The sequence below is a fragment of the Paenibacillus sp. BC26 genome, from assembly GCF_900116125.1.
GTDB lineage: Bacteria > Bacillota > Bacilli > Paenibacillales > Paenibacillaceae > Paenibacillus_Z > Paenibacillus_Z lignilyticus.
Map to the genome: position 1 here is coordinate 509,016 of NZ_FPAD01000003.1, position 23,594 is coordinate 532,609.

The 23,594-nt window shown below is 51.7% G+C and carries 15 protein-coding genes; all 15 read left to right on the forward strand.

The window, feature by feature from the left end; translation table 11 throughout:
* The first annotated feature begins 40 nt into the window (after positions 1-40).
* The 15 genes from BM412_RS23285 to BM412_RS23355 all read left to right on the forward strand — a co-directional run bounded on the left by BM412_RS23285 (position 41) and on the right by BM412_RS23355 (position 23,586).
* Entirely contained in the window at positions 41-1,648 is a 1,608-nt protein-coding gene (locus tag BM412_RS23285; protein WP_143111685.1) for an extracellular solute-binding protein, read from the forward strand.
* A gap of 217 nt (positions 1,649-1,865) precedes the next feature.
* Positions 1,866-2,873, forward strand: a complete 1,008-nt coding sequence (locus tag BM412_RS23290) for a LacI family DNA-binding transcriptional regulator (protein ID WP_091223757.1) — start codon at positions 1,866-1,868, stop codon at positions 2,871-2,873.
* Between the two features lie 192 nt (positions 2,874-3,065).
* Complete coding sequence (locus tag BM412_RS23295) at positions 3,066-4,505, forward strand: ABC transporter substrate-binding protein (protein ID WP_091223759.1); 1,440 nt, start codon at positions 3,066-3,068, stop codon at positions 4,503-4,505.
* 85 nt (positions 4,506-4,590) lie between these two features.
* Positions 4,591-7,566 carry an extracellular solute-binding protein gene (locus BM412_RS23300; protein ID WP_091223761.1) on the forward strand — a complete coding sequence of 992 codons (2,976 nt, stop codon included), beginning with the start codon at positions 4,591-4,593 and terminating at the stop codon, positions 7,564-7,566.
* Positions 7,563-8,450: a carbohydrate ABC transporter permease gene (locus BM412_RS23305; protein WP_091223763.1), complete on the forward strand. Its 888-nt coding sequence runs from the start codon at positions 7,563-7,565 to the stop codon at positions 8,448-8,450. The genes BM412_RS23300 and BM412_RS23305 overlap by 4 nt, the downstream gene beginning before the upstream one ends.
* A 15-nt stretch (positions 8,451-8,465) precedes the next feature.
* Entirely contained in the window at positions 8,466-9,338 is an 873-nt protein-coding gene (locus tag BM412_RS23310; protein WP_091223764.1) for a carbohydrate ABC transporter permease, read from the forward strand.
* A 13-nt stretch (positions 9,339-9,351) separates the two neighbouring features.
* Complete coding sequence (locus BM412_RS23315) at positions 9,352-11,382, forward strand: YIP1 family protein (RefSeq protein WP_091223766.1); 2,031 nt, start codon at positions 9,352-9,354, stop codon at positions 11,380-11,382.
* Positions 11,369-13,636 (forward strand): DUF5696 domain-containing protein, encoded by a 2,268-nt coding sequence (locus tag BM412_RS23320; protein ID WP_091223768.1) that lies wholly within the window; start codon positions 11,369-11,371, stop codon positions 13,634-13,636. Before BM412_RS23315 ends, BM412_RS23320 begins: the two co-directional genes overlap by 14 nt.
* Positions 13,636-14,496 (forward strand): carbohydrate ABC transporter permease, encoded by an 861-nt coding sequence (locus tag BM412_RS23325; protein WP_091223770.1) that lies wholly within the window; start codon positions 13,636-13,638, stop codon positions 14,494-14,496. Before BM412_RS23320 ends, BM412_RS23325 begins: the two co-directional genes overlap by 1 nt.
* A gap of 12 nt (positions 14,497-14,508) precedes the next feature.
* Positions 14,509-15,444: a carbohydrate ABC transporter permease gene (locus tag BM412_RS23330; protein ID WP_091223772.1), complete on the forward strand. Its 936-nt coding sequence runs from the start codon at positions 14,509-14,511 to the stop codon at positions 15,442-15,444.
* A gap of 269 nt (positions 15,445-15,713) precedes the next feature.
* Complete coding sequence (locus BM412_RS23335) at positions 15,714-16,505, forward strand: glycoside hydrolase family 16 protein (protein WP_091223774.1); 792 nt, start codon at positions 15,714-15,716, stop codon at positions 16,503-16,505.
* Positions 16,506-16,528: 23 nt separating this feature from the next.
* The gene (locus tag BM412_RS23340) at positions 16,529-18,529 is read left to right on the forward strand and encodes a glycoside hydrolase family 2 TIM barrel-domain containing protein (protein WP_091223776.1); all 2,001 of its coding nucleotides are present in this window, start codon (positions 16,529-16,531) and stop codon (positions 18,527-18,529) included.
* A gap of 26 nt (positions 18,530-18,555) precedes the next feature.
* The gene (locus tag BM412_RS23345) at positions 18,556-20,142 is read left to right on the forward strand and encodes a DUF4091 domain-containing protein (protein WP_091223778.1); all 1,587 of its coding nucleotides are present in this window, start codon (positions 18,556-18,558) and stop codon (positions 20,140-20,142) included.
* A 1-nt stretch (position 20,143) separates the two neighbouring features.
* Positions 20,144-21,832: a glycoside hydrolase domain-containing protein gene (locus BM412_RS23350; protein ID WP_091223780.1), complete on the forward strand. Its 1,689-nt coding sequence runs from the start codon at positions 20,144-20,146 to the stop codon at positions 21,830-21,832.
* Entirely contained in the window at positions 21,826-23,586 is a 1,761-nt protein-coding gene (locus tag BM412_RS23355; protein ID WP_091223782.1) for a DUF5107 domain-containing protein, read from the forward strand. Before BM412_RS23350 ends, BM412_RS23355 begins: the two co-directional genes overlap by 7 nt.
* Positions 23,587-23,594: the final 8 nt, after the last annotated feature.

A 23,594-nucleotide genomic window follows, 5' to 3' on the forward strand; every position in this document is an offset into this window, starting at 1 on the left:
CTTGAAAGAAGATACATTACTTGAGGGGGATATAAGAGATATGAAGAACAGAAAAGCTCTTACCGTAGGTCTTAGCACGGCGCTGCTTGCAACCGGTTTGCTGACAGGCTGTGGATCGAACAATGATGCAGCGAATAACAACACAGGCAATACGGCGGCTACGAATAATGCTGCTTCGAACACTGGCAACGGCAACGCTGCGGAGGCTGATCTTTTCAAGGATCATCTGGAAGTGTCCATTGCGTACTTTGATATCGCATCTGCGATCAAAGAGGGCCAAGAGGACGACCTGCTGAAGATGATTCAAGAGAAATTCAATATTACCATTAAACCGGTTAACGAATCGTGGAGCGATTACTCCGACAGAACAAAGCTGTGGGCCGCTTCCGGTCAACTGCCCGATGCCTTCTTCTCGGATGCAACAAGCGGCGACTTGTTCAATCAATGGGTAGATCAAGGCATCATTAAAGCGCTGCCTGACGATATGAGCAAATTCCCGAATTTGAAGAAATACATCGATCTTCCGGATGTTCAAGGCGCGAATGCAGCCGATGGCAAGAGTTACTTCGTGCCAAGAATGCTCGCTAACCGCAACGAGCTGCCGAATGACCGCGGTATTCTGATCCGTAAGGATTGGATGGAAGAGCTGGGTCTTAAAGATCCAACGACTTACGATGAACTGAAAAACGTATTGAAAACGATAGCCGACAAGAAAGGCGTTATCGGTCTTACGACAAATAACATCGGCTGGACGCACGACAGCGTCTTCCACAACGTCGCTCCGGGCGGCGGCTGGTGGCAGAAGGTAGATGGCAAATGGATTCCGGGCTGGATGACGGACGGATATGCCGAAGTGGTTGAACGGGAGCGCGATCTGTTCAAATCCGGTCTGATGGATAAGGACTTTGCTGTTCCTAATATGGACGCTGACGGCAAGTTTAACCAAGGTAAAGCAGCTGCAATCGTAACGACGGTCAAAACGATGACAGGCATGATTCCGGGCTGGACAGCAGCTAATCCGGGTTCGAAAATTATCGACCATGTCAAAATCTTGCCGAACATCCCGGCAGCCGATGGCAAGAACTACCTGTACGGTTATTTCGACTACTGGTCCGGCACGCTCTTTAACGGAGAAGTCAGCGATGAGAAACAAGAGCGCATTCTTGCCCTGCTTGATTGGCTCGCTTCGCCGGAAGGCCAGAAGACGGTATTCTACGGTCTTGAAGGCGTGGATTGGGAGCCGAACGGCGATAAAATCATTAACAAACATGCAGGCGAGAAGGATTTCGATCTAGCTAAGAAATACCCGTCCACAACGGTGTTCAACGGTCTGTCCATCTGGACGGATGGCGTGCGCTACATCGATGGCTACGGTTCGACGGAGACGGAGCAGGTTCAACAATATCTGGACGGCGTTGAGGCGGAAGCGCTCAAAACCGGAGAGAAAGCGCCTGTTAACTGGGTTGTCAATTCGTACGCAAGCTCGCTTAGCACGGGCGGCGGAGACATCGACGGTTTGGTAACGAAGCTGGTCATGGGCAATGATGACATTAAAGCAGCGCTCAAGCAATTTGCCGATGAGCAAATGGGACTTGGCTTGCAGGATGCCATTGATAAAGTGAACGAGAAGTTCAAGGATGAGAACTAAATAGAAGTGGATTTGGAGTGGAAGCCTGATTACAGGTTTCCACTCTATCCTTTTAGGCCCGTGCTAAGGCACAACTAAACTAGCTTTGAAACAAATTATTGAAATCGTTTTCAAAGGATGGTATCTTAAAACTAAGGCACCAAAAAAAGCGTATTCATGACTGTATCTACCAGTCGCTGATTAAGTGTCATAAACTTAGAGAAAAGGCGAATGCATAATGGACATTAAGATTGTAGATGTCGCAAAAATCGCTAACGTTTCTCAAGCGACGGTTTCCCGGGTGCTTAACAACAATCCGATCGTGAAACCGAAAACGAGAGACGCGGTTCTCAAAGTCATTGAGGACCTGAAGTATGTCCCGCATGCCGCAGCCAAGAATTTAAGGCAGCAGAAAACGATGACCATTGGCGTTATCGTGTCGGACATTAAGGTTTCCTACAATGCGGATATCGTGAAGGGCATTCAGAACAAGGCTTACTCGCAGAAGTATAAAGTCGTTATCTGTGATACCCAGAACGATATGGAGATCGAGCGGGAATATCTGCGTCTGCTCACGGATCGGAGTGTCGATTGCCTGATCCTGGTCGCCTCGCTGCTGCCGGAGAAGGAAGTGCTGAACGTTGCCGAGAGAGGCTATATGGTTGGCCTTGTCGGTCGCAGCATTGATCATGAGAACGTGTTTAACGTACATACGGACAATGTAAAAGCAGCCAAAGAAGCGGTTGAGCATTTGATTGCGCAAGGGCATCGGGATATCGTTTTCCTTAGCGGCTATGCCAATGCAAAGGACAGCTACGATCGCCTGGAAGGGTACATTAAAGCTTTAGGCGCACATGGAATCCCTTTTCGACCGGAGCTTGTCGAGAATGGCAACTTCAACGAAACCGGCGGTTATGCGGCGATGAAGCGGCTGAAGGGGAAGGGTGCAGTGTTCACGGCCATCTTCTCGGCCAATGACGAAATGGCGCTAGGTGTATACGAATACTGCAATGAAGCGGGGATCGGCATCCCGAGCGAATTGGCGATTATCGGCGTCGATAACGACAGGGTATCCAAGTATTTGACCCCTTCGTTAAGTACGATTAATCAACCGAAGAATGACATGGGCTCATTAATTGCGGATAAACTGATCCGCAGCATGAACGGCGTGTTTGATTTGCCCCGCGTATCCATCGTGGATTCTCAATTGATCGTGCGTCAGTCATCGGAGTTTAATAGAGCGTGACATTGCGTTTCTATTGAGTGAAATTGAAATCGATTTCACTAAAAATTCGGACATAAGACCTATTGAATCGTTTCTAATGGATTAATTTATGAAATCGATTCCAATTTTTTCGAAGGCGAGCAGCCTTCCGTTACTATCGGATACATTACACTTTATGTGTGTATCAACATAAATCGAAGTGGGGGATTCTCAATGAAATCCGGCAAGTTTGTCACTGTGTTTATGATTCTCGCAGTTGTATCGTCCATGCTGGCAGGATGCTCAGGCAAGAACAATTCGAACGGGAATGCCGCTGATAATACAGCGAGCACGGAGCCGGCCAACGAACAGGCTAATGAGCCGGCAACCGAAGCAACGAACGCACCGGAAGAGAAGCCGGCATGGATGACGGAGAAGTTTACGTTGAAATATGCCGACGGCGGCGACAGCAAGATCGAAGATGACATGATGAAGGCTTTCATGGAGAAATATCCGAACATCACCGTCGAGCATGACAAGAGCATCACGTTCCCGCCTGAGCCTACGCTGACGGCAGCAGCTGCAGCAGGCACGATGCCCGACGTTTTCGGGATGAAAGATATCCCACTGGCGATCACAAGCGATTGGCTGCTCGATCTGAGCCCTTACTGGGATAAAGACGAGGAGTCCAAACAGGTGTATAAGAACCTTGCCGAAATGGCCGTATTTAACGGAAAACGTTATGCGATGGCAAACTTCCAATTCGCGGAAGGCGTATTCGTGAATAAAACGTTGTTTGAGAAAAACAATGTGCCGTTGCCTAGTTACAACTGGACGTTCGACGAAATGATCGATTTGGCGAAGAAGTTCTCGAAGCCGGATCAACACTACTATGGTATCGGCGGACCTTGGGGCGATCTGGCTTTCCAAGAGTGGGTACCGATGAACAACGATAACGAAATCGGTTGGAATACCTACGACGGAGAGAAGTTCCACTTCACGAATCAGCAGTGGATCGACGCCTACAACTTGAAACTGGAGCTTCGCCGCACGAAAGTCGACGATGTGATGACAGGCGAAGAGAAGAAGAAGCTATGGGGAGACGAAGGCTCTTGGACATTCCAAAAAGGACATGTTGCGATGGCAGTCGATTTCTCTTGGAATATGGGCTGGATCCCGGGGGAGATGAAGAAAGGCGGCGCAGGCGATGTTGATTTCTATCCGATGCCTGCCGGCAAAGCAGGTCAGCGCATTCCGACTATCGTAGACTTCGTAGGCGTTTCCTCTACGACGAAATATCCTGAAGCGGCTTACGAGCTTGCTAAATTCATGACTTGGGGCCAAGAAGGTTTCTTGAAGCGCATCGACATCGAGAAAGCAGCCGGACAGCCGGTTACGAAGTATCCGGTAGCCGATCAACCGGAAGTATGGGCGAAGCTGGAAGCCAACCTGACATTACCGGGCGAGAAAGAAGTCATGAAGCTGATGTCTAACGCGGTTCCTTATCCGATTGTTCCGGGCTGGAACGATTTCGCGGCATGGGATACCGAGAACAAGTTCACGGAGAAGCTGATGTCCGGTGAATATAAAGTCGCTGACAAAGCCAAAGAGTTCGAGGATAAAGTAAACGAGTTTGTTGCGAGCGCAAGAGCGAAGATGCTCGAGAATCAATAAATTTCATAGCAAATGTCGCCCATAAGTGTGAAAGATAACCTCTTTCACACTTATGGCATTAATAAGCATAGGTAGGGAAGAGACTATGAAAAAACCGTTTCGAACTTTAGCTTCAACATCGCTCATCGCATCTCTTATTATCGGAGCTTGTCATCCGCTGACAGTTGCAGCTGAAGGCGAAGCTGCCGCCAATGCACAATCTGCGCCGGCCAAGGCGGGGACAGCCGAAGTGAACCAGCTGGAGAAAACCTATTCTCAAATGCTGAAGGAATGGTCGAAAGTTCCTGTCATTCCGCATGTTGACCTGCTCGTGAAACCCAGTGCAGATCCCCTAAACGAAGACCTTGTTGTCGCAAAGCCGGGCAGCCAAGGTTATCCATCCGAAACCGTGCGACTCTCGCAAGGCTCGCAAGTGACCGTTCAGGTCGAAGTCGAGCAAGAAGGCCTTTATCAAATCGGATTTGATTATCTTGTAACCGATGACGGCATTATGTCGACGGAAGGTTATATTCAGGTCAATCACAGCTATCCGTTCTATGAAAGCCGTAGAATTCTGTTCCCTAATTTGTGGGAGAACCAGCTGCTCAAAGAAAAGTACGACCGTTACGGCAATGAATTGCTGCCCCGTCCGGAGAAGGTGAAAGTATGGCAGCATACATACGCGATGGACGCGAGCTACCTATATATGAAACCGCTTAAGTACAAATTGAACAAAGGTTTAAATACCATAACCATTGCCAGTACAAGAGGAGATTTGCTGCTGGGCAATATCACCGTAGACTCCCCTTCTGAGATAGATAGCTATGAGACATATTCGAAGCAGCAGAGGGCTGCGACAGATGACGGCGAGGTCATGCAGACACCGCTTGTCATCGAAGCCGAGAACCCGAAGTATAAGAACAGCTCCTCCGCGCGGGCCGTTCCGGTCCCGGAACCCGGCATGACGCCTTACGATACGAAGAGGCAGCTGCTTAATGCGTTTGGCGGCTCCTGGATGGACGGCGGACAAGCCGCTTCATGGGAGATCGATGCCCCGCATGACGGTTATTACAAGATTGCAATGAAGTATAAACAGGACAATTTGAAAGGCATGCCGGTATTTCGCGAAATTCATGTGGACGGCAAAGTTCCTTTTCAAGAGGCGGCGCACAGTGCGTTTCTCTACAGCAAGAAGTGGAAGAACGAGACGCTGGGCTCCGGCGATGAACCTTATGAATTCTACTTAACAAAAGGCAAGCACCTATTTACCATGACCGTTGATCTGGATCCGATCAGACCGCTGATCGAAGACATTGAGAGCCAAATGAAAGAGATCAGCCGACTGTCGCTGGAGATCAAGAAGCTGACCGGCAATCGCATGGATGCTTACCGGGATTGGAACCTGAAGGAGTATATTCCGAACTTGGATCAAACGCTGAGCACTTGGGCGGATCAACTCGATCAAGCATATGGCACGATTCAGAAGCTTAATCCCGAGCAGGATGAGATCGTCGAATTGATCAACCTTAGGACGGCGGCGAAGCAGCTTCGTTCGCTTGCAGAAGCACCGGATAAGCTGCCTAATCGAATGCCTCTATTCTCGGAGGGCGGGTCCTCCGTATCGCAATTGCTTGGCGACCTGCTGCAGCGTGTTTCGCAATCTCCGATGCTGATCGACAAGCTCTATGTTTACCAGCAAGGGAAGCTCCCCAAGGCAAACGCAGGTTTAATCACTCGCTTGAAAGAGTCGGTCAAACGCTTCTTCCTTTCGTTTACGAAACAGTCGTATTCCGCCTCGGCCAAGTCGAGCTCCGAGCTGAACGTGTGGATCAATCGCTCAAGGCCGGAAGTCGAACTGATGCAGAAGCTCATCGATGAGGAATTTACGCCGGAGACCGGTGTTGCGGTCAAGCTCTCGATTATGCCGGATCAGAACAAGCTTGTTCTGGCTAACGCCACGGGGAGTCAGCCGGATGCGGCGCTTGGCGTAGACAGCTGGATTCCTTATGATCTTGCCGTCCGTAATGCGGCAGTCGACCTGCGCAAATTCGACGACTTTGATCAAGTCGTGAAGCCTTTCTCCAAGGGCATGATGATTCCTCTTGCTTATGGGAACGGCATCTATGCGCTTCCCGAGACGCAGAATTTCTGGGTGATGTTCTACCGTAAGGATATTCTGGATAATTTGAAGCTTGCCGTGCCGGATACTTGGGATGATGTCGTCAACATGCTGCCCGAATTGCAGCGCTTAGGCATGAACTTCTTTGACCCGCTCGCGCAGTACAAAGGATTTAAACCTTTGAATGCTACAACCCCGTTCATCTATCAGGCGAATGGCGAATTGTTTAACAGCGAAGGAACGAAGACGGCAATTAACAGTGAGCAGGCGCTGAAGGGCATTAAGTTCATGACCGACTTGTTCACCATCTATAATCTGCCTCAGGATGTACCGAGCTTCTACCAGCACTTCCGGAATGGAACATTGCCTATCGGCATTTCTGATTTAACAAGCTATCTTCAGCTGAGAGCGGCTGCGCCGGAAATTGCGAACAGCTGGAAGATTGCGCTTCATCCCGGCATGCTCCAAGATGGCGTCGTGCAGCGCTGGTCACCGGCCGGCGGCGCGACGGGCATGATCTTTAAAGGATCCAAGCATGAGGATGAGGCATGGACATTCCTGAAATGGTGGGTATCCACGAGCGTTCAGGTGGAGTATGCGAACCTGCAGCAGACGACGTTTGGCCCGCTGTTTATGTGGAACAGCGCGAATATGGATGCTTTTGCCCAGTCCGCTTGGCCGGAGGAAGATAAGCAGATCATTCTCGAGCAGAGCAAGTGGGTACGCGAAGCTTCGCGTGTACCGGGCGCTTATATGGTTGAACGGGAACTCAGCAATGTGTATAACAGCGTCGTGTTCAGCGGAGATAATCCGCGTACCGCTATCGATGATTCCGTCATTCGCGCGAATCGCGAGATCGATAAGAAGATGGAGGAATTCGGGTTCTACAAAGACGGCAAACTCGTGAAACCGAACCCGGTTCCGACAATCAATACGATAGATAAGTGGGTTGAAAAGAAATGAAGAAACCAAAAAAATACGAAGCTTATTGGTATTTATCGCCTTATCTTCTGATGTTCTTCATGTTTATCGTCGTTCCCGTCTTAGTCGCGATCTATCTGTCGTTTACGAGCTTCAATACGATCGAGCTGCCCAAGTGGATCGGCTTCAAGAATTACACGGCAATCTTCACGCAGGACGACGTGTTTATGCAGAACGTCCTTCCCAATACGATTAAGTTCGCGCTTATCGTAGGGCCGGGCGGCTATGTCATCTCGTTTCTGCTCGCATGGATGCTTGCGCAAATTTCGCCCAAACCGCGGACCATACTGGCGCTGATCATTTATTCCCCGTCGATGACAATCGGCGTCGCGATGACGGTCGTTTGGTCGATCTTCTTCAGCGGGGATCAGACCGGCTATCTGAACGCGTTCTTGCTGCGCATGGGACTCATTAATATGCCGATTCAGTGGCTGCAGTCGCCGGAGTACTTAATGTCGATCATGATTATCGTTTCGTTATGGGGCAGCATGGGCGTAGGTTTCCTTGCGATGCTTGCCGGCGTGCTGAACATCGATCAATCGATCTACGAGGCCGGCTATATCGACGGCATCAAGAATCGATTCCAAGAAATCATTCATATTACGATTCCGTCGATGAAACCGCAAATGCTGTTCGGCGCCGTTATGGCGGTCGTGACGACCTTTCAATCCGGCGATCTCGGGGTGCAGCTCTCAGGCGGCAACCCGACGCCGCAGAATTCCGGGCAGGTAATGGTCAATCATATTGCCGATTATGGATTAATTCGCTATGAGATGGGCTACGCTTCAGCATTGTCGGTTATTTTGCTGGTTGGCATCTATGGATTGTCCAAGCTGTCCTGGAGGCTGTTTGGCGAGAAAGACTAAGAGGAGGTGCGCTGCATGTCTTATCAAGGCACAAAAATAAATCCGTCCAAATTCCACCCCAGCCAATTGAAATTCTACGTCATCTTAATTCCGCTTGCGATGGTGATGATGCTTCCGATCGTGTTTATCGTGTTTCATGCATTCAAGCCGGTCAATGAGCTGTTCGCGTTTCCGCCTCAATTTCTCGTTCATCATCCGACGCTTGCGAACTTTCAGCAGCTTGCGGGATTTACGGGCGATTCGGGGATTCCGTTCAGCCGATACGTATTCAATAGCTTGTTCGTCACGTTAAGCGTGATGTTTCTGTCGGTATTCATCAGCTCCTTAGCGGCATACACCTTGTCCAAAATGAAATTCAAGCTGCGTGCGACGTTGTTTGAGATTAATACGGTGGCACTCATGTTTGTTCCCATTGCCGTGCAAATCCCGCGGTTTCTGGTCGTGGACGAGAGCGGCATCATGGACACCTATTTGGCGCATATTTTGCCGCTGCTGGCAATGCCGATCGGTCTGTTCCTGCTCAAGCAGTTCATCGATCAGGTACCGGATGAATTGAAGGAAGCGGCGGTAATGGACGGCGCAGGCGAGTTTCTCGTATTCCGCAAAGTAATCCTTCCGGTCATTAAGCCGGCTTTGGCGACTGTAGCGATTCTGGCGTTCCAGGCAGTCTGGAATAACATAGATACATCGTCGTACTACGTGAACGATGAGAGCATGAAAACGGTGGGCTTCTATATGAGCACGCTGGTCAGCACGAATGGGAACACGGTTGCCGGTCAAGGGATGTCTGCTGCCGCATCGCTGCTGATGTTCCTGCCGAATTTGATTATCTTTATCTTCTTGCAAAGCAAGGTCATGAACACCATGGCACATTCCGGATTGAAGTAGGCAGGAGGCACTCATGAGAACGCGTTTATTATCCCTATCCATGCTTATGGCTGCATTTGCAATCTGCCTATCGCTGTTCCCGGGCATTGCACATGCGGAAGCAACCTATAAAACCTATTCGCAAGATGCGTTCCGGACACCCGATGCCTACGAGCCGGTAGGTGCGATCGAGAAAGCCGGGGACACCGATTTCTTGGGGCCATCGGATATTTACATAGATGAGAAGGACGTCCTCTATGTCGCGGATACGGGGAACAAACGAATTGTCGAGCTTACGAGAGACGGCAAGCTGCTTCGCACGATCGGCACGGACGTGCTCCAGTCGCCAACAGGCGTATTCGTGGATGCGAAAGGCGCGATCTTCGTAGCGGACAACGGGTTGGAGCAAGTCTTAAAGTTCAACAGCGAGGGTGCCGTGGTGCAGAAGTTTGGAAGGCCCGACTCGCCCTTGTACGGTAAAAGCACGCCGTTTAAACCGATGAAGGTTACCGTAGATAAACGGGGAAACGTCTATATCATTAGCGAAGGCACGACCAACGGGGTTATTCAAATGAGTCCGGCCGGCGACTTCGTAGGCTTCTTCGGGACCAACCAAACCCAGCCGACGTTAAAGCTGAGGCTGCAGCGGTTCTTCTTCACGGAGAAGCAGATGGAGAAGCTGTTCAAGAGCGTACCGAACACGCCAACGAACATCGCCATCGATGCAAAAGGATTAGTGTACACCGTTACGCAGGGGGATGCGAGCGAGTCGATCAAACGGCTGAACATTTCCGGGTATAACCTGCTTCCTTCGGGGATATTCTGGGATCCCACCTATACGGACATGTTCGTTTCCGCCAGCGGCAATATATTCTTAGTCAGTCAGAAGGGATATTTCTATGAGATCAGCTCCGAAGGCGACTTGCTGTTCCAATCGGGCTCCCCGGACGACGGCAAATCACGCAGAGGGTTGCTGCTGAACGGGTCGGGCATCGCGCTTGACTCCGGAGATCATATCTACATTACGGATAAAGAACGAAATATCATCCAAATGTACGAACCGACCGAATTCGCGGATCTGGTTCATCGTGCGCTGGACCTGTACAAGGAAGGCTTCTATGTGAAGAGCCAGCAGCCTTGGCACGAAGTGGATCAACGAAACAGCCTATTCTTCCTGGCGCACAGAGGGCTCGGAGACGCCTATATCAAACAGCAGCTGTATGCGGATGCAATGGACGAATATAAGAAAGCAAACGATGTCGGCGGCTATTCCAACGCCTTCTGGGAGATTCGCAACCGCTGGCTGCAGCAGCACCTGCTGAACGTCATTTTAATTATCATCGGCCTCATGCTGTTGCGCTCGATTTTGCGATGGATCCATCGCAAAACGGGGGTATTCGGAGCGGTAATTCGCGCAAACAGACGCATGCTTAACATCCGAATCATCCAAGAGCTGCTTTTCCTATTCCGCTTCATCAAGAAACCGATGGACGGCATCTATGGCATCAAAGAAGAGAGCAGAACCTCCAATCTATCCGCAACGCTGCTTTATGCGCTGCTTCTGATCGAATATGTATTCACGCTGTACAATACCGGTTTTATCTTCAATCAAGCGGATTCGACCTCCATTAATCTGACCAAAGAGCTGGCGATGTTGATCGTGCCGCTTGCGGTCTGGGTGATTTCGAACTACTTGGTCAGCACGATCAGCGAAGGTGAAGGGAAATTCTCTGAGGTTTATCAAGGGACGATCTACTCCCTAGCCCCTTATCTGATCTTTCATCCATTTGTTGTGATCGCATCCAACGGGCTGACGCTGAACGATTCGTTTCTGTTTAGCTTCGCGAATACGATCATCACGGCATGGTGCGCGATTCTTCTCTTTATCATGGTGAAGGAAGTGCACGACTACACGATTCGGGAAACGTTCCGCAATTTATTCATTACGTTGTTCACGATGCTTATCGTCAGTTTGGTCGTCTTTATCGTGTACGTCATTTTACATCAGGTTTACGACTTCGGTTACTCTGTCATTCAGGAGATGATTACGCGTGCGGAACTATAAATGGATCAAACGTCTGCTATCACTCGGATTGATAGCCGCATGCGTGGCGTTCTTTGCACATCTTTATATGGGCGGGTCCTCGAAGGAACAGGAGGATACGGCTTCCGCCGAGGTGCTGGCAGCCGCTTTCCCGGACAAGCCTGCTGCGCAAAGTCCGCTTTCTTCCGATTATCGGCAGGTAGCCGAAAACGAACAGCTGATCTTGAAGCTGAAGGAAGACACGCTGGGCATTCAAGTGGTCAATAAACGATCCGGCTATATTTGGGCTTCCGATATCGCCAAGCCGGATGCGAACGAGTTGTGGCTGAATTTCATCCACTCGGCGATTTCCATCGATTATTTCAATAAGGCCGACAACAACCCGATTCGCACGGATCTGACCAGTCAAACGAACAAGAGCGTGCAAGTAAAGCCGATCGATCAAGGCTTTCAGGCGACGATTCGCTTCAACGATCTGAAGATCGGCATGGACCTGGTCGTGAAGCTTGAAGGCAGTCAAGTCGTCGTTAATGTTCCGCAGAAGAGCATTATCGAAGGGGCGGACAGCAAGCTTGCATCGTTGATTCTGTATCCGTTTCTCGGCGCAACGAAAGGCGGCGATATCGACGGCTACATGTTCATCCCGGACGGGTCAGGAGCGTTAATCAAGTATGCAGACAATAAGGGCAAATTCAAAACCCAATATGAAACGAAAATATACGGTGCGAATAACGGGATAGAAATTGCGCGGGTAACGGACAATCTCAAGGACGGCGCGAAGGAACCTTATACGGCCCAGTTTCCCGTCTTCGGCATGGTCCATGGGGAAGGACAGCATGCGATGCTTGGGATTGTAGAGAATGGCCGCTATAATGCCAAGATTCTCGGCTACGCCAATGGCGTCAACACGCCTTATAACTGGACGACCGCGCAGTTTCTCATCCGCGAATCGTATTTGCAGCCGACAAGCCGCACGATGGGCGGAATCGTCGTCTATGAGAAGAACCGCAACCCGGAAGATATGCAGCTGCGCTACTCCTTCCTGGATGGAGAAGAGGCCGGCTATATCGGGATGGCGAACGACTACCGTAATTATTTGATCAAGCAGGGAGCTTTCCCGTCTGAGCCGCAGCCTGCGTCGGAGAATGATATTCCGATTCATTTGGACGTCCTTGGTGCGGAAACGGAGAAAGGATTATTCGTAAATGGCATTATTCCGATGACAACGGCGGCGCAGCTTGAATCCATGCTGGATGAGCTCCATACCGAAGGCGTTAAACGGCCATCGGTCGTGTATAAAGGCTGGAACAAAGGCGGGGTATCGGGCACGAATCCTGCTCCGGTCAGCTTCGAATCGGCACTCGGATCGGCAGCGGATTTTGCCGGACTGAACAGCCGCATTGCAGAGTTAGGCGGCAAGCTTTATTACTACGCGGATTTCACGACCGCTTATAAAGAATCGAAGCACTTCTCTGCGCGCGCGGGCGCTGCGAGAAAACTGGATAAGTCGCTGCTGACGCTTCCGACTTATCAGGAAGTATACCCTTCTATGTATTACATGTCGGCTGCCTATGCGCAGCAGGTCGTACGCGATAATCTCGGCAAGTACAGCAAGAAGGGAATCGGCTCGGTTGCAGTGGATATTACGCCATTTGAGCTCTTCTCCGAGCGGGTGGACAGCACGGTTTCAAGCCGCAGCCAAACCGCTGCAGCCTATGACAAGCTCATGGGCATGCTTAAACCGGCCATGACTTCGATGGCGATGTATCAGCCAAACGATTATATGCTCCGTTATGCGGATGAGCTGCTCAATATACCGATGCACTCCTCGCAGTATACGTATACGAGCGAAGAAGTGCCGTTTGAGCAAATCGTGCTGAAGGGGTACAGGAACTATTTTGCCGAGCCGATCAACTTCTTCGCCAACCCGCGTAAAGAAGTGCTCAAAATGATCGAAACCGGCTCGTATCCTTCCTATTATTTAACGAGCGAGCCGTCTTTCCGATTGATGCATACCAACTCCAGCGATGTATACGCGTCGTCGTTTGCGGATTGGAAAGAAAATATTGTGAGCACGTACAAGATGGTCAATGATGCGCTGAAACCCGTGCAATACGCCACCATGAAGAAACGCGAATGGCTTACAGACGGCGTTGTCCAGGTTACGTATTCAAACGGAAAAGCACTCATCGTGAATTATAACGACCATTCCTATGACAGCAAGAACGGCTCCGTGCCGGCACTGGGGTTTCAAGTAATGGAGGTGAATCTGTAATGGCCGCCATTCGAATGACGAACAAACGGCGAAAAGCACTTGTCGGCACGGCATTCGTCGCGCCTTGGATCCTCGGATTCTTCTTATTCGCCCTGCGGCCGATGATTTACTCGTTATACCTAAGCTTTCAGAAGGTGAAGGTAACGCCGCTTGGCATCAAGACCGATTATGTGGGCTGGGATAACTACAAATACGCGTTTGTGTCGGATGCTACTTTCGTCGAGAAAGTGCTCCACTATTTACGAGATATGGCGCTTAATGTGCCGATTATCGTGACCTTCTCCCTGATCATCGCCATGCTGATCAATCAGAAGATTAACTTCCGCGGCTTGTTCCGGACGATCTTCTTCTTGCCGGTCATCATTACGAGCGGCCCGGTTATCAATGAACTGCTCAGCCAAGGCGTGACCACAATACCGAACATCGAATCCTATGGCATGTTCACGCTCGTGAAGGAAAGCTTGTCGCCTGCCGTTGCCGGTCCGGTGATGTATTTGTTCAAACAAATCATTATGGTGCTTTGGTTCTCAGGCGTGCAAATTTTGATTTTCCTGGCCGGGCTGCAAAAGGTCGACCATGCGCTCTATGAAGCAGCCAGAATAGATGGCGCTTCGCGCTGGGAGATGTTCTGGAAGCTGACGCTTCCGATGCTGATGCCGCTTGTGGTCGTCAATTTCATTTATACGATCGTCTATATCTCGACCTTCGCGCTGAATGAAATTATCGCCATGATTCGGGACAACATGTTCAATACTTCGACCGGATTCGGCTATGCAACGGCGATCGCATGGATTTATTTCTTGATTATCGCCATCGTATTAGGCATCTGGACGGCACTTCTGCGCACGAGAAAGAGTTAGAGAGGGGACAGTATGGTGAATCCAAGCATAAGGGCCGTGCTGAGCCGTATCCGCAAGATCGTGTTCGGCGTAGGAGAGAATGACGGACTCGTCTTTAAAGCGGTCGTCTATCTGCTTCTCATTGGAATCGGGTTTATTTACTTATATCCGCTGCTTTATATGTTCGTAAACAGTTTTATGAGCCTCGACGACTTGGTCAACTCGATGGTGAAATGGATACCGACCGAGCTGTATACCGAGAACTACACGAAGGCGCTGCAAGTTCTGGATTTCAACAAAACGCTGCTGCAGACTATTCTGGTGGCGAGCGTGCCTGCGGTCGCGCAAACCATCATGTCTGCCGTTATCGGGTACGGCTTCGCGCGCTTCGACTTTCCGCTCAAGCGGCTGTGGTTCGTGCTTATGATCGCAACCTTTGTCATCCCGCCGCAGGTGACGATGATTCCTACTTACTTAATGTTTAAGGACTATCATTTGCTAGGGACGCTGCAGACGTTTATTTATCCGGCGCTTCTGGGCCAAGGGCTGAAAGGCGCGCTATTCATCATGATTTTCTATCAATTTTTCAAAAAGCTGCCCGCCGTATTGGAAGAAGCGGCTCAGATCGACGGCGCGGGTTATTTTAAAATGTTTTATCGGATCGCTGTTCCGACGGCCGGTCCGGCCTTCATTATCGTCTTCTTGTTCTCGTTCGTCTGGTACTGGAACGAATCGTATTTGGCGGCGCTGTATTTCGGCAATTCGCTAACGATTCTGCCGCTTGAGCTGCAGCGATTCAGCGACAGCTACTCGAAGATGTTCCCGCCGGGCACGCCGGGCAGCCAGCTGAACGAGGCGATCAAGATGGCCGGTACGATGCTGACGATCGCGCCGCTGCTGGTTGTGTATTTCTTGCTGCAGCGTTGGTTTGTGGAAGGTGTGGACCGGACGGGAATCACGGGGGAATAAAGACAAGTGGGGCTGGACCGCTGCGCATGTCGGAGTCGTGTTCCGATCGCTGTTGTCCCCGGAATTCTTTGAATCCAACTCTCACGGAGTTGAATTCCGGGGACAAAGGCGACCACTATCGTTTCTACACACTGACTCCGCCCTGCTTCGCTTTGGCCCCACTTCCCGTGCGCTGTCCGCACGGTTTTTTGGAGCGACTGTCCGCTCGCTGTATGACCTTGCTCGCGTATGTACGCTTCGCGTACTAATCAAACATTGGAGGGACAACAATGACAACGAACAATTATGAAGTATCGGATAACGGTTGGAAGCTGGTATGGAACGAAGAATTTGATGGGCCGGAGATTGATTTGTCGCGTTGGGATTATGATATTGATGGCCATGGCTGGGGCAATAATGAGCTGCAGTATTATACGAGAGAAGCCAGAAACGCTTATATCGAGGACTCGAAGCTGATTATTAAAGCGATCAAAGAGGAATACGAGGGAAGCCCGTATACGTCAGCGAAGCTGGTTACGCGGAATAAGGCGGATTGGACGTATGGACGTTTTGAGATTCGCGCCAGGCTGCCTTATGGACAAGGTATTTGGCCGGCCTTCTGGATGATGTCTACCGACTTGCAAGTTCATGGCGACTGGCCAAGTGCCGGTGAGATCGACCTTATGGAGATGTGCGGGCATGAGCCAAACAAAGTGCATGGCACGCTTCATATGGGCAATCCGCATTACTATAAAGGCGACTGCTATACGCTGGAAGAAGGCATTTTCGCCGATGATTTCCATACGTTCACCGTGGATTGGACGCCGACTCAGATGCGCTGGTACATCGATGGCCGGTTGTTCTATAAGAGCAGCGAGTGGTATACGCGAGAGACGAAAACTTCCGCAGTCGAGCCTTATCCGGCTCCGTTCAACAAGCCTTTCTATCTGATGCTGAACCTGGCGGTCGGCGGCAATTGGCCGGGGTATCCGGATGAAACGACCGTATTTCCGCAGACGCTGGAAGTGGACTATATTCGAATCTATCAACCGGAAGACGGAAACTATGGTCCGGCAATCTAAACGAGCTTAGGGGGATTCATGCGATGACAGATCCGATTTGCACCTATACCGGCATTCAAACAACCTTGTCGCTGCAGCCGATAGACGGGGTACATGTTCCATTTCAGAACGGGATTCCCGTTCCTTCCTTCGATCCACAGGATCGGCTGAAGCTGGATTTGGCCGGCGCATGGAAGAAGCAGCGTTTCGAGGCTGACCATGATTTCTCCATGTCTGCGCGCGATGAGCGCTGGTTCGTGCAAGCGAGGGAGGAAGCTGGAGGCCGTACGGAAATCAGCTACAACGATTCCGCATGGGAGACGATCATGCTGCCTATTCCCGAGAATAAGCTTCAAGGCATAGAGGCGGCAAACTCCAGCGAAACCTACGAGAACGGCGTCTGGTACCGCCGTTCGTTCAAGCTGGGAACGGAATGGACCGGCAAAGCCGTTACGCTCCATGCACTATCCATAAACTACGTTGCTGATGTGTGGGTGAACGGCAAATGGATCGGCTATCATGAAGGCGGTTATACGCCATTTGCCCTCGATCTTTCGCTGCATGTCCGTTATGGCGGCGAGAACACCATCGTCATTCGCGTGGATAATCCGCCTTGGGGCAGCAGAAACGATATTATTCCGGCTACGGCAGGCACGGACTTTTTCAACTATACCGGTATCATCCATGATCTATATGTGAGCGGCAGCGCGCCTTGCCATCTGGCTAGAGTAGATGTCGTCTCGCTTGATGTTGAAGGGAATTTACGCGTGACGGCAATCGTGGAGAACCGCTCAGACCTGCCTGCTGCTTGTAAGCTGCAAGGCTCGTTGTTTGAGGCGGATCAAACGGCGGATGCATTTCTCGGCTCCCCATACGCCTCGCAGATCAAAGGCGCTCTGGCAGCATGGAATGGCGAACTATCCGCCGAGCTGACGCTGCGAGCGAGAGAAACAAGAGCGGTTGTTTTGAGCGCAAAGGTGGAGGATGCGAAGCTGTGGGCATTCTGGCAGCCGAACTTATACATTGCGGAATTCAAGCTTTCGAATACGGAGGGGCAGATAACGGATTGCTTCCATACGCAATTCGGCATTCGGACCATCACGACACAAGGAACCGATATGCTGCTTAACAAGCGTGCGATCTTTCTAGCCGGTATTGCCCGCCACGAGGAGTGGCCGAACTACGGCCGCACAGCCGCATGGGATCGCATTCGCGATGACTTGGTCCAAATGAGAGAAGAACTGCATGTCAACTACGTACGTACGGCCCATTATCCCAACCATGTCTTTACGGGAATGCTGCTCGATCGGCTCGGACTCGCCACGGCAAGCGAAATTCCGCTGTGGCAATTTACGCGGGAGCATTTCGAGGTGCAGGAAGAGAAGCGGTTGAGCGACCAAATGTGGCGGGAAATGGTATTCTCGCAATACAATCGTCCTTCCGTGCTTATGTGGAGCACCCAGAATGAATCGGTCGAGGTGGAGCTGCGGACCGTCTATAACAAACGGCTTGTCCATGATCTGAAGTTGCGCTACCCGGATGGTCGTTTGACGACGCAAAGCGCTGCGGCCGATCAGCCCGGCGCGCATGATCCATCGATGGAGCCGCTGGATGTGGCGAGCTGGACGATGTACTTTGGCATTTTTCACGGAAGCACTTATTACGAAGGAACCCGTCAATTCTTAGAAGATGCCCATCGGCAGTGGCCGAATAAGCCAATCGTAAACACCGAATACGGACACTGGTCCGGTGAAAACAACATCGTGGGCGATATCCAAATCGAGACCTATAAGGAAACGCTGAAAGCATTAATGGAGCAAGCGGTCATTTTGCCGGATGGTACGAGAAATAAAGACGGATTCGTGGCTGGCATTGATTACTGGATTATGTATGATTGGTATGTGAACCACAACAATTGGATTGATACCTTCGGCATCTATCACATGGATCGAAAGACAATCAAACCTGTAGGGGAGCTCATCAGGCAGGATTATCGATCGTTCACCGAGCATGAAGGCGGATTCGTTAACGAAGCACACGAATAGCGATTAGACCGGGAGGAACAGCACGCATGAATTATCAAGTATTCAGCATGAATGAGTGGATCTACCCTGACAGCGTCGTTTCGCAGGACGGTAACACGGCGATCAAGCTGGCGACGGCAAGAGGCAGCTATGCCGCATGCCAGGTTCTATTGAACGACGCAGCGCCAAATGCCGAGATTCATTGCGAGTTTGTACGTTCGACGAGCAGTGTGTTTTTGCGTCAGCCGGAGGTCTATCAATTAATTGATATTTTTGTAGAAAAGAATACCGGGCCGATCAGCCATTGCGTGAACGAAGGCGAATCGGCTGAAGGATACACGACGCGTCAGGCGCCGTTTCGCGTGTATGAGGCGATGAAGCCGCTGACGGAGGGCGTCGTCACTCGCGGGGCAACGGAAGCGTTGTATCTCTGCTGGGAAATTCCTGTCGATGCCGGGACCAGCAGCTTCGCAGGAGAACTGGCCGTTACGATCGGAGACGATACTTGCCTCATCCCGGTCGAAATCGAGGTCTATCAGGCTGTGGTGCCGGCCGAGGAGACGCTTGCGGTCACCAACTGGTTCAGCCTGCCGAACATGGCTAAGCGCTATAACGTGGAGTTGTGGTCGGAAGGGCACTGGGCGATGATCGAGAAGTACGGCAGACTGATGCGCCGTGCTCGGCAAACGCATTTCTGGGTGCCGATGGATGCGGTTCAGGTGAGCCTGGTTGGCGAGGATCGGTATCAGTTTAATTTCGACCGGGCAGAACGGCTCATTCGGCTGTACTTCAGTCTTGGATTTACTCATATCGAAGGCGGCCTGGTTGCAGGGCGCAAAGACTTCTGGGGCTCCGAGTTTTTTATATGGAATACATGGAACGGCGGAGAAGCGTTGAAGGCGGTATCGACGGAAGGGTACGCCTATTTGTCGCAGTTTCTGCCTGCATGGCGGACGTTCCTCGAACAGAATGGCTGGCTGGGCAAGCTGGTGCAGCATGTAGCGGACGAGCCGATCGGGACCAGCGTGGAGGAGTATCGCATCCTCTCGGGTATCGTTCGGAAGTTCATGCCGGGCATTCCGCTACTTGAAGCGGTTGAGACTTATGATCTGGCAGGTTCTGTCGACATTTTGGTACCGAAAAACATTTACTACCTCGAGCATCGCGAGCAGTTCGAGAAGCTGAGATCGCTTGGCGATAAGCTGTGGTTCTATACTTGCTGTTTCCCAGGCGGCGCTTCGATGAATCGCTTATGGGACATGCCTTTGCTGAGGACGCGTTACTTGCATTGGGGCAATTATAAATATGATTTGGAAGGGTTCCTGCACTGGGGACTTAATCATTGCGACGATGACAAAGATCCCTACGAACAGACGGATCTCTGCTTCCCGCCGGGGGATACGCATATCACGTTCCCGGGAACGAACGGTCCGATTGGCAGCGTGCGCTTAGAGGCCATGCGCGCAGGCATTGAAGATTATGAACTCCTGAAGCAGCTGGCGAAGAAGGATAAGGCGCTTGCAGATGAGCTGACGCACAGCTGTTTGATCAGCTTTAACGAAGCCAATGAGGATCCGGCGCACTTCGAGCATGTTCACCGCAAACTGCTGCAGGCACTGTCGGAGGAGAGATAACATGACCCAGACTTTTGAGACCAGATGCATGCATTCGCTAGTGAAGGTGTTCGCCGATGAAGAGCTGAGTGAGTCCGCATTTGTTGAAGGCTCTGCGCTGCTTGGCGAATATTATTCCTTCCAGGTCGCATACCGCGCTGCTTACTTGATGAAGAACATCCGGGTAGTCGCCGAATCGCCGGATTTGGCGGATGCCATCTCGATTAGAAGCGTCGGCCTGGCGCCTTCCGAGCTGACCAACTATAACGATCCCGACGATTATTTGCTGCGGACTACGCCGGGGCTTTATCCGGATCCCCTTTATCCGCTTGAGAATGGTACCGTACATGCGCTCCCGAAGCAGTGGCGATCGGTATGGGTTACCGTTAAGCTCGGAGGCGCCGGCGATGTCAATCCCGGAGATCATGCCATCGTAATCCGATTTACGGATGAATCCGGCGTGGAGCTTGGATCGGAGTCTTTCCGGCTTCGGGTTATGGATGCGGAGCTGCCGGAGCAGCGTCTTCTCCATACGGAATGGTTCTATTTCGATTGCCTTGCGACCCAATACAAGGTCGAGATTTTCTCAGAGGCGCATTGGAGCATCATTGAGACCTATGTCGCTCATTACGCCGAATACGGCATGAACTTAATCTTGACGCCGCTGTTCTCGCCGCCGCTTGAACTGGATTACGGGAAATATCGTCCGACTGTCCAGTTGATTGGCGTGAAGTGCATCGGCAATGGGCCTGAACGAGCGTATCAGTTTGATTATTCGCTGCTGGAGAGATGGGTTGAACTTTGCCGCCGCAACGGCATTCAGCGCTTCGAGTTTTCCCACTTGTTCACGCAGTGGGGGGCGAAGCATGCGCCGAAGATCATGGCGGAGGTCGAGGGTGAACCTGTGCAAATTTTCGGTTGGGAGAGCGATGCCGCCGGAGAGGAATACAAGCGATTCCTCACGCAGTTCATTCCGGAATTGGTGCAGTTCATTCGCTTGCATGGCCTCGAGCAAAGCTGTTATTTTCATCTGTCCGATGAGCCGACGCTTCATGACTTGGAATCGTACACGAGCGCAAGCACGCTTGTCCGCTCGTTGTTTGACGGCGATTTTCCGATCATCGATGCCTTATCCGAGTATGCGTTCTATGAGAAAGGGCTGCTGACGCATCCCGTTGTATCCACCGAGCATATTCACACCTACATTGCCGGCGAGGCGGATCCGCTCTGGGCGTATTATTGCTGCTGCGAGTACAAGCATCATGAGTCAAACCGTTTCTTCAACATGCCATCGGCCCGCAACCGAATTATCGGCGCGCAGCTGTATAAGCACGATATTCAAGGGTTCCTGCATTGGGGCTACAACCATTGGTACTCCCAGCGTTCGCGCCGAGCGATCGATCCGTTCACGGTAACCGATGCTGATCATGCTTTCCCTTCAGGGGATGCATTCTTGGTTTATCCGGGCAAGGATGGTCCGATTACGTCCATTCGCCTGGAAGTGCTGCGCGAGGCATTCCAAGATGTTCGGGCGCTGCAATTACTGGAGAGCCGCATTGGCAAAGAAGCAACGGTGGCACTGCTGGAAGAGGATATGGCAAGCCCTCTCACGTTTAGAGACTATGAGAAAGGCAGTGCATGGCTGCTGCGTATGCGGGAGCGCGTGAATCAGTTGATTGATGCCTGCAAGCAAGAGGAGCTGTCATGCTGAAACGAATCGAGTGGCGGGAGCCGATGCTCGTTCACGAGTCGCAGCCTTGCGGCCCTGTCCCAACCATCTGCGATGAAGAAGGTATCTATCCGTATGTGAGCTTTAGCGAGACAGCCGAACGGCCGGTGCTTCGTAAGCTGCGCATGATTGCCATCGAGAACGACTGGCTGAAGGTAACGGTATGTCCGGATTTAGGCGGCAAAATCCATTCCATCATCGATAAAGCCAGCGGCAAAGAGATTCTATTCCACGCAGGCTCGGTACGGCCGGTGCGTATCTTGCCCCGCATGGCATTCATCAGCGGAGGCATTGAAGTAAGTTTTCCGATTGCACATACACCTGTGCAGATCGAAGCGGTGCATGCCGCTGCCGAGCAAATCGGCGATCGGCTGTATGTCTGGTGCGGGGAGCGGGAAGTGCGCTATGGGATGCACTGGACGGTGGAGTATTCGATCGGGGAGCTGGACCGTTTCTTGACGCAGCGGACAACGTTCATGAATCCCACTTCGCAGGCGCATGCATGGATGTCTTGGTCGAATGCGGCACTTCCGGCGCGTGCGGATTCGCAGTTTCATTTTCCGGCCGGCCGCGTGCTGCGGCATGCCGATGTGCTTGAGGAGCTGGAGTGGAGCGGGGATCGACAATACCGCTTAGCGGATTTCGATCGGATGCAGGGATTCTTCTGGAAGACATCCGACTGCACGGCATTCGGGATGTATACGCCGAGTCTGGGAAGCGGCCTTTACCATATTGCGGACCCCGCTGTAACACCGGGGATGAAGCTATGGTTGTATGGCACGGGGCGCCATGAAGCTTGGGCGCATCAGACAGCGCAGCGTCAAGAGAGCTATGTCGAGATTCAAGCAGGGCCGCTGCTGGAGCAGGCGGACAATAACAAGCTGCAGCCGGGTGCGCGGCATACGCATGTGGAGTTTTGGCTGCCAAGCACCGAGCCGCTGGACATCCGGGAGATTTCGCTTCCGGCTCCAGAGCTCGTGGAGCTTAGCCGGGTACCGATGTTCGACTGGGCGAAGCGGGAGACAACGCTGCCTTGGCTTGCGCTGTTGTCTGCTTACGATGGCGGCGGCAGCGGTGTAAGTGAGGCGTGTTCAGTTCCGCCTGAACCGGAGAGCGGCTGCTGGCCTCCATCCGGGATAGAGCGGCTCGGCGAGGCGCTGCGCTGGGCAGAGGCGGCAGAAGCGGACGAAACGAACCGTTCGCTCTGGACCTACTACCGCGCGGTTTGGCTGGCAGCGCAGGATCAGATGGATGATGCGATAGAGCTTCTGCAAACATTGGAATTGGACTGCGCTTACGCCTTGCTTGGAAGGCTGCTGCGTGTTCTGAAGCAGAACTACGAAGCGTCTAGAGTCGCGTACGATAGCATCGAGTCCGCTGCATGGCGGCTGCATCCGCAGCTGTTCATCGAGCGGGATCTGACGCTGGAAGCGATCGGGCATTCCACGCTGGAGGAGCGGGAGCGCTGGTTCAAGCAGGTGGATGCGCTGCAAGACGACGGGCTGGTGGAGCGCAAGGCAGCGATGTTGATTTCTAGGGGTTCGTTTGTCGAAGCGAAGGCGCTCTTGGAGAGCTATCCGTTCGGCAGCATCCATCAGCGTTATGAACGAACGCTGCTGTGGATGCGAATCCATGAAGCGCTGGATACGCCCAATGTCGAGATCCCCGAGCATCTGGGCGAGGACGATTTGGCCATATACGGCGCATACCGCGTGTCGGATGCGAATAAGGAATGACAGCCGGA

Bases quoted from the DNA above. Each gene is read 5' to 3' on its own strand.
- BM412_RS23350 (WP_091223780.1), top strand. From the start codon at position 20,144: ATGACCCAGACTTTTGAGACCAGATGCATGCATTCGCTAGTGAAGGTG.
- BM412_RS23330 (WP_091223772.1), top strand. From the start codon at position 14,509: ATGGTGAATCCAAGCATAAGGGCCGTGCTGAGCCGTATCCGCAAGATC.
- BM412_RS23285 (WP_143111685.1), top strand. From the start codon at position 41: ATGAAGAACAGAAAAGCTCTTACCGTAGGTCTTAGCACGGCGCTGCTT.
- BM412_RS23315 (WP_091223766.1), top strand. From the start codon at position 9,352: ATGAGAACGCGTTTATTATCCCTATCCATGCTTATGGCTGCATTTGCA.
- BM412_RS23300 (WP_091223761.1), top strand. From the start codon at position 4,591: ATGAAAAAACCGTTTCGAACTTTAGCTTCAACATCGCTCATCGCATCT.
- BM412_RS23305 (WP_091223763.1), top strand. From the start codon at position 7,563: ATGAAGAAACCAAAAAAATACGAAGCTTATTGGTATTTATCGCCTTAT.
- BM412_RS23290 (WP_091223757.1), top strand. From the start codon at position 1,866: ATGGACATTAAGATTGTAGATGTCGCAAAAATCGCTAACGTTTCTCAA.
- BM412_RS23345 (WP_091223778.1), top strand. From the start codon at position 18,556: ATGAATTATCAAGTATTCAGCATGAATGAGTGGATCTACCCTGACAGC.
- BM412_RS23295 (WP_091223759.1), top strand. From the start codon at position 3,066: ATGAAATCCGGCAAGTTTGTCACTGTGTTTATGATTCTCGCAGTTGTA.
- BM412_RS23340 (WP_091223776.1), top strand. From the start codon at position 16,529: ATGACAGATCCGATTTGCACCTATACCGGCATTCAAACAACCTTGTCG.
- BM412_RS23335 (WP_091223774.1), top strand. From the start codon at position 15,714: ATGACAACGAACAATTATGAAGTATCGGATAACGGTTGGAAGCTGGTA.
- BM412_RS23310 (WP_091223764.1), top strand. From the start codon at position 8,466: ATGTCTTATCAAGGCACAAAAATAAATCCGTCCAAATTCCACCCCAGC.
- BM412_RS23325 (WP_091223770.1), top strand. From the start codon at position 13,636: ATGGCCGCCATTCGAATGACGAACAAACGGCGAAAAGCACTTGTCGGC.
- BM412_RS23355 (WP_091223782.1), top strand. From the start codon at position 21,826: ATGCTGAAACGAATCGAGTGGCGGGAGCCGATGCTCGTTCACGAGTCG.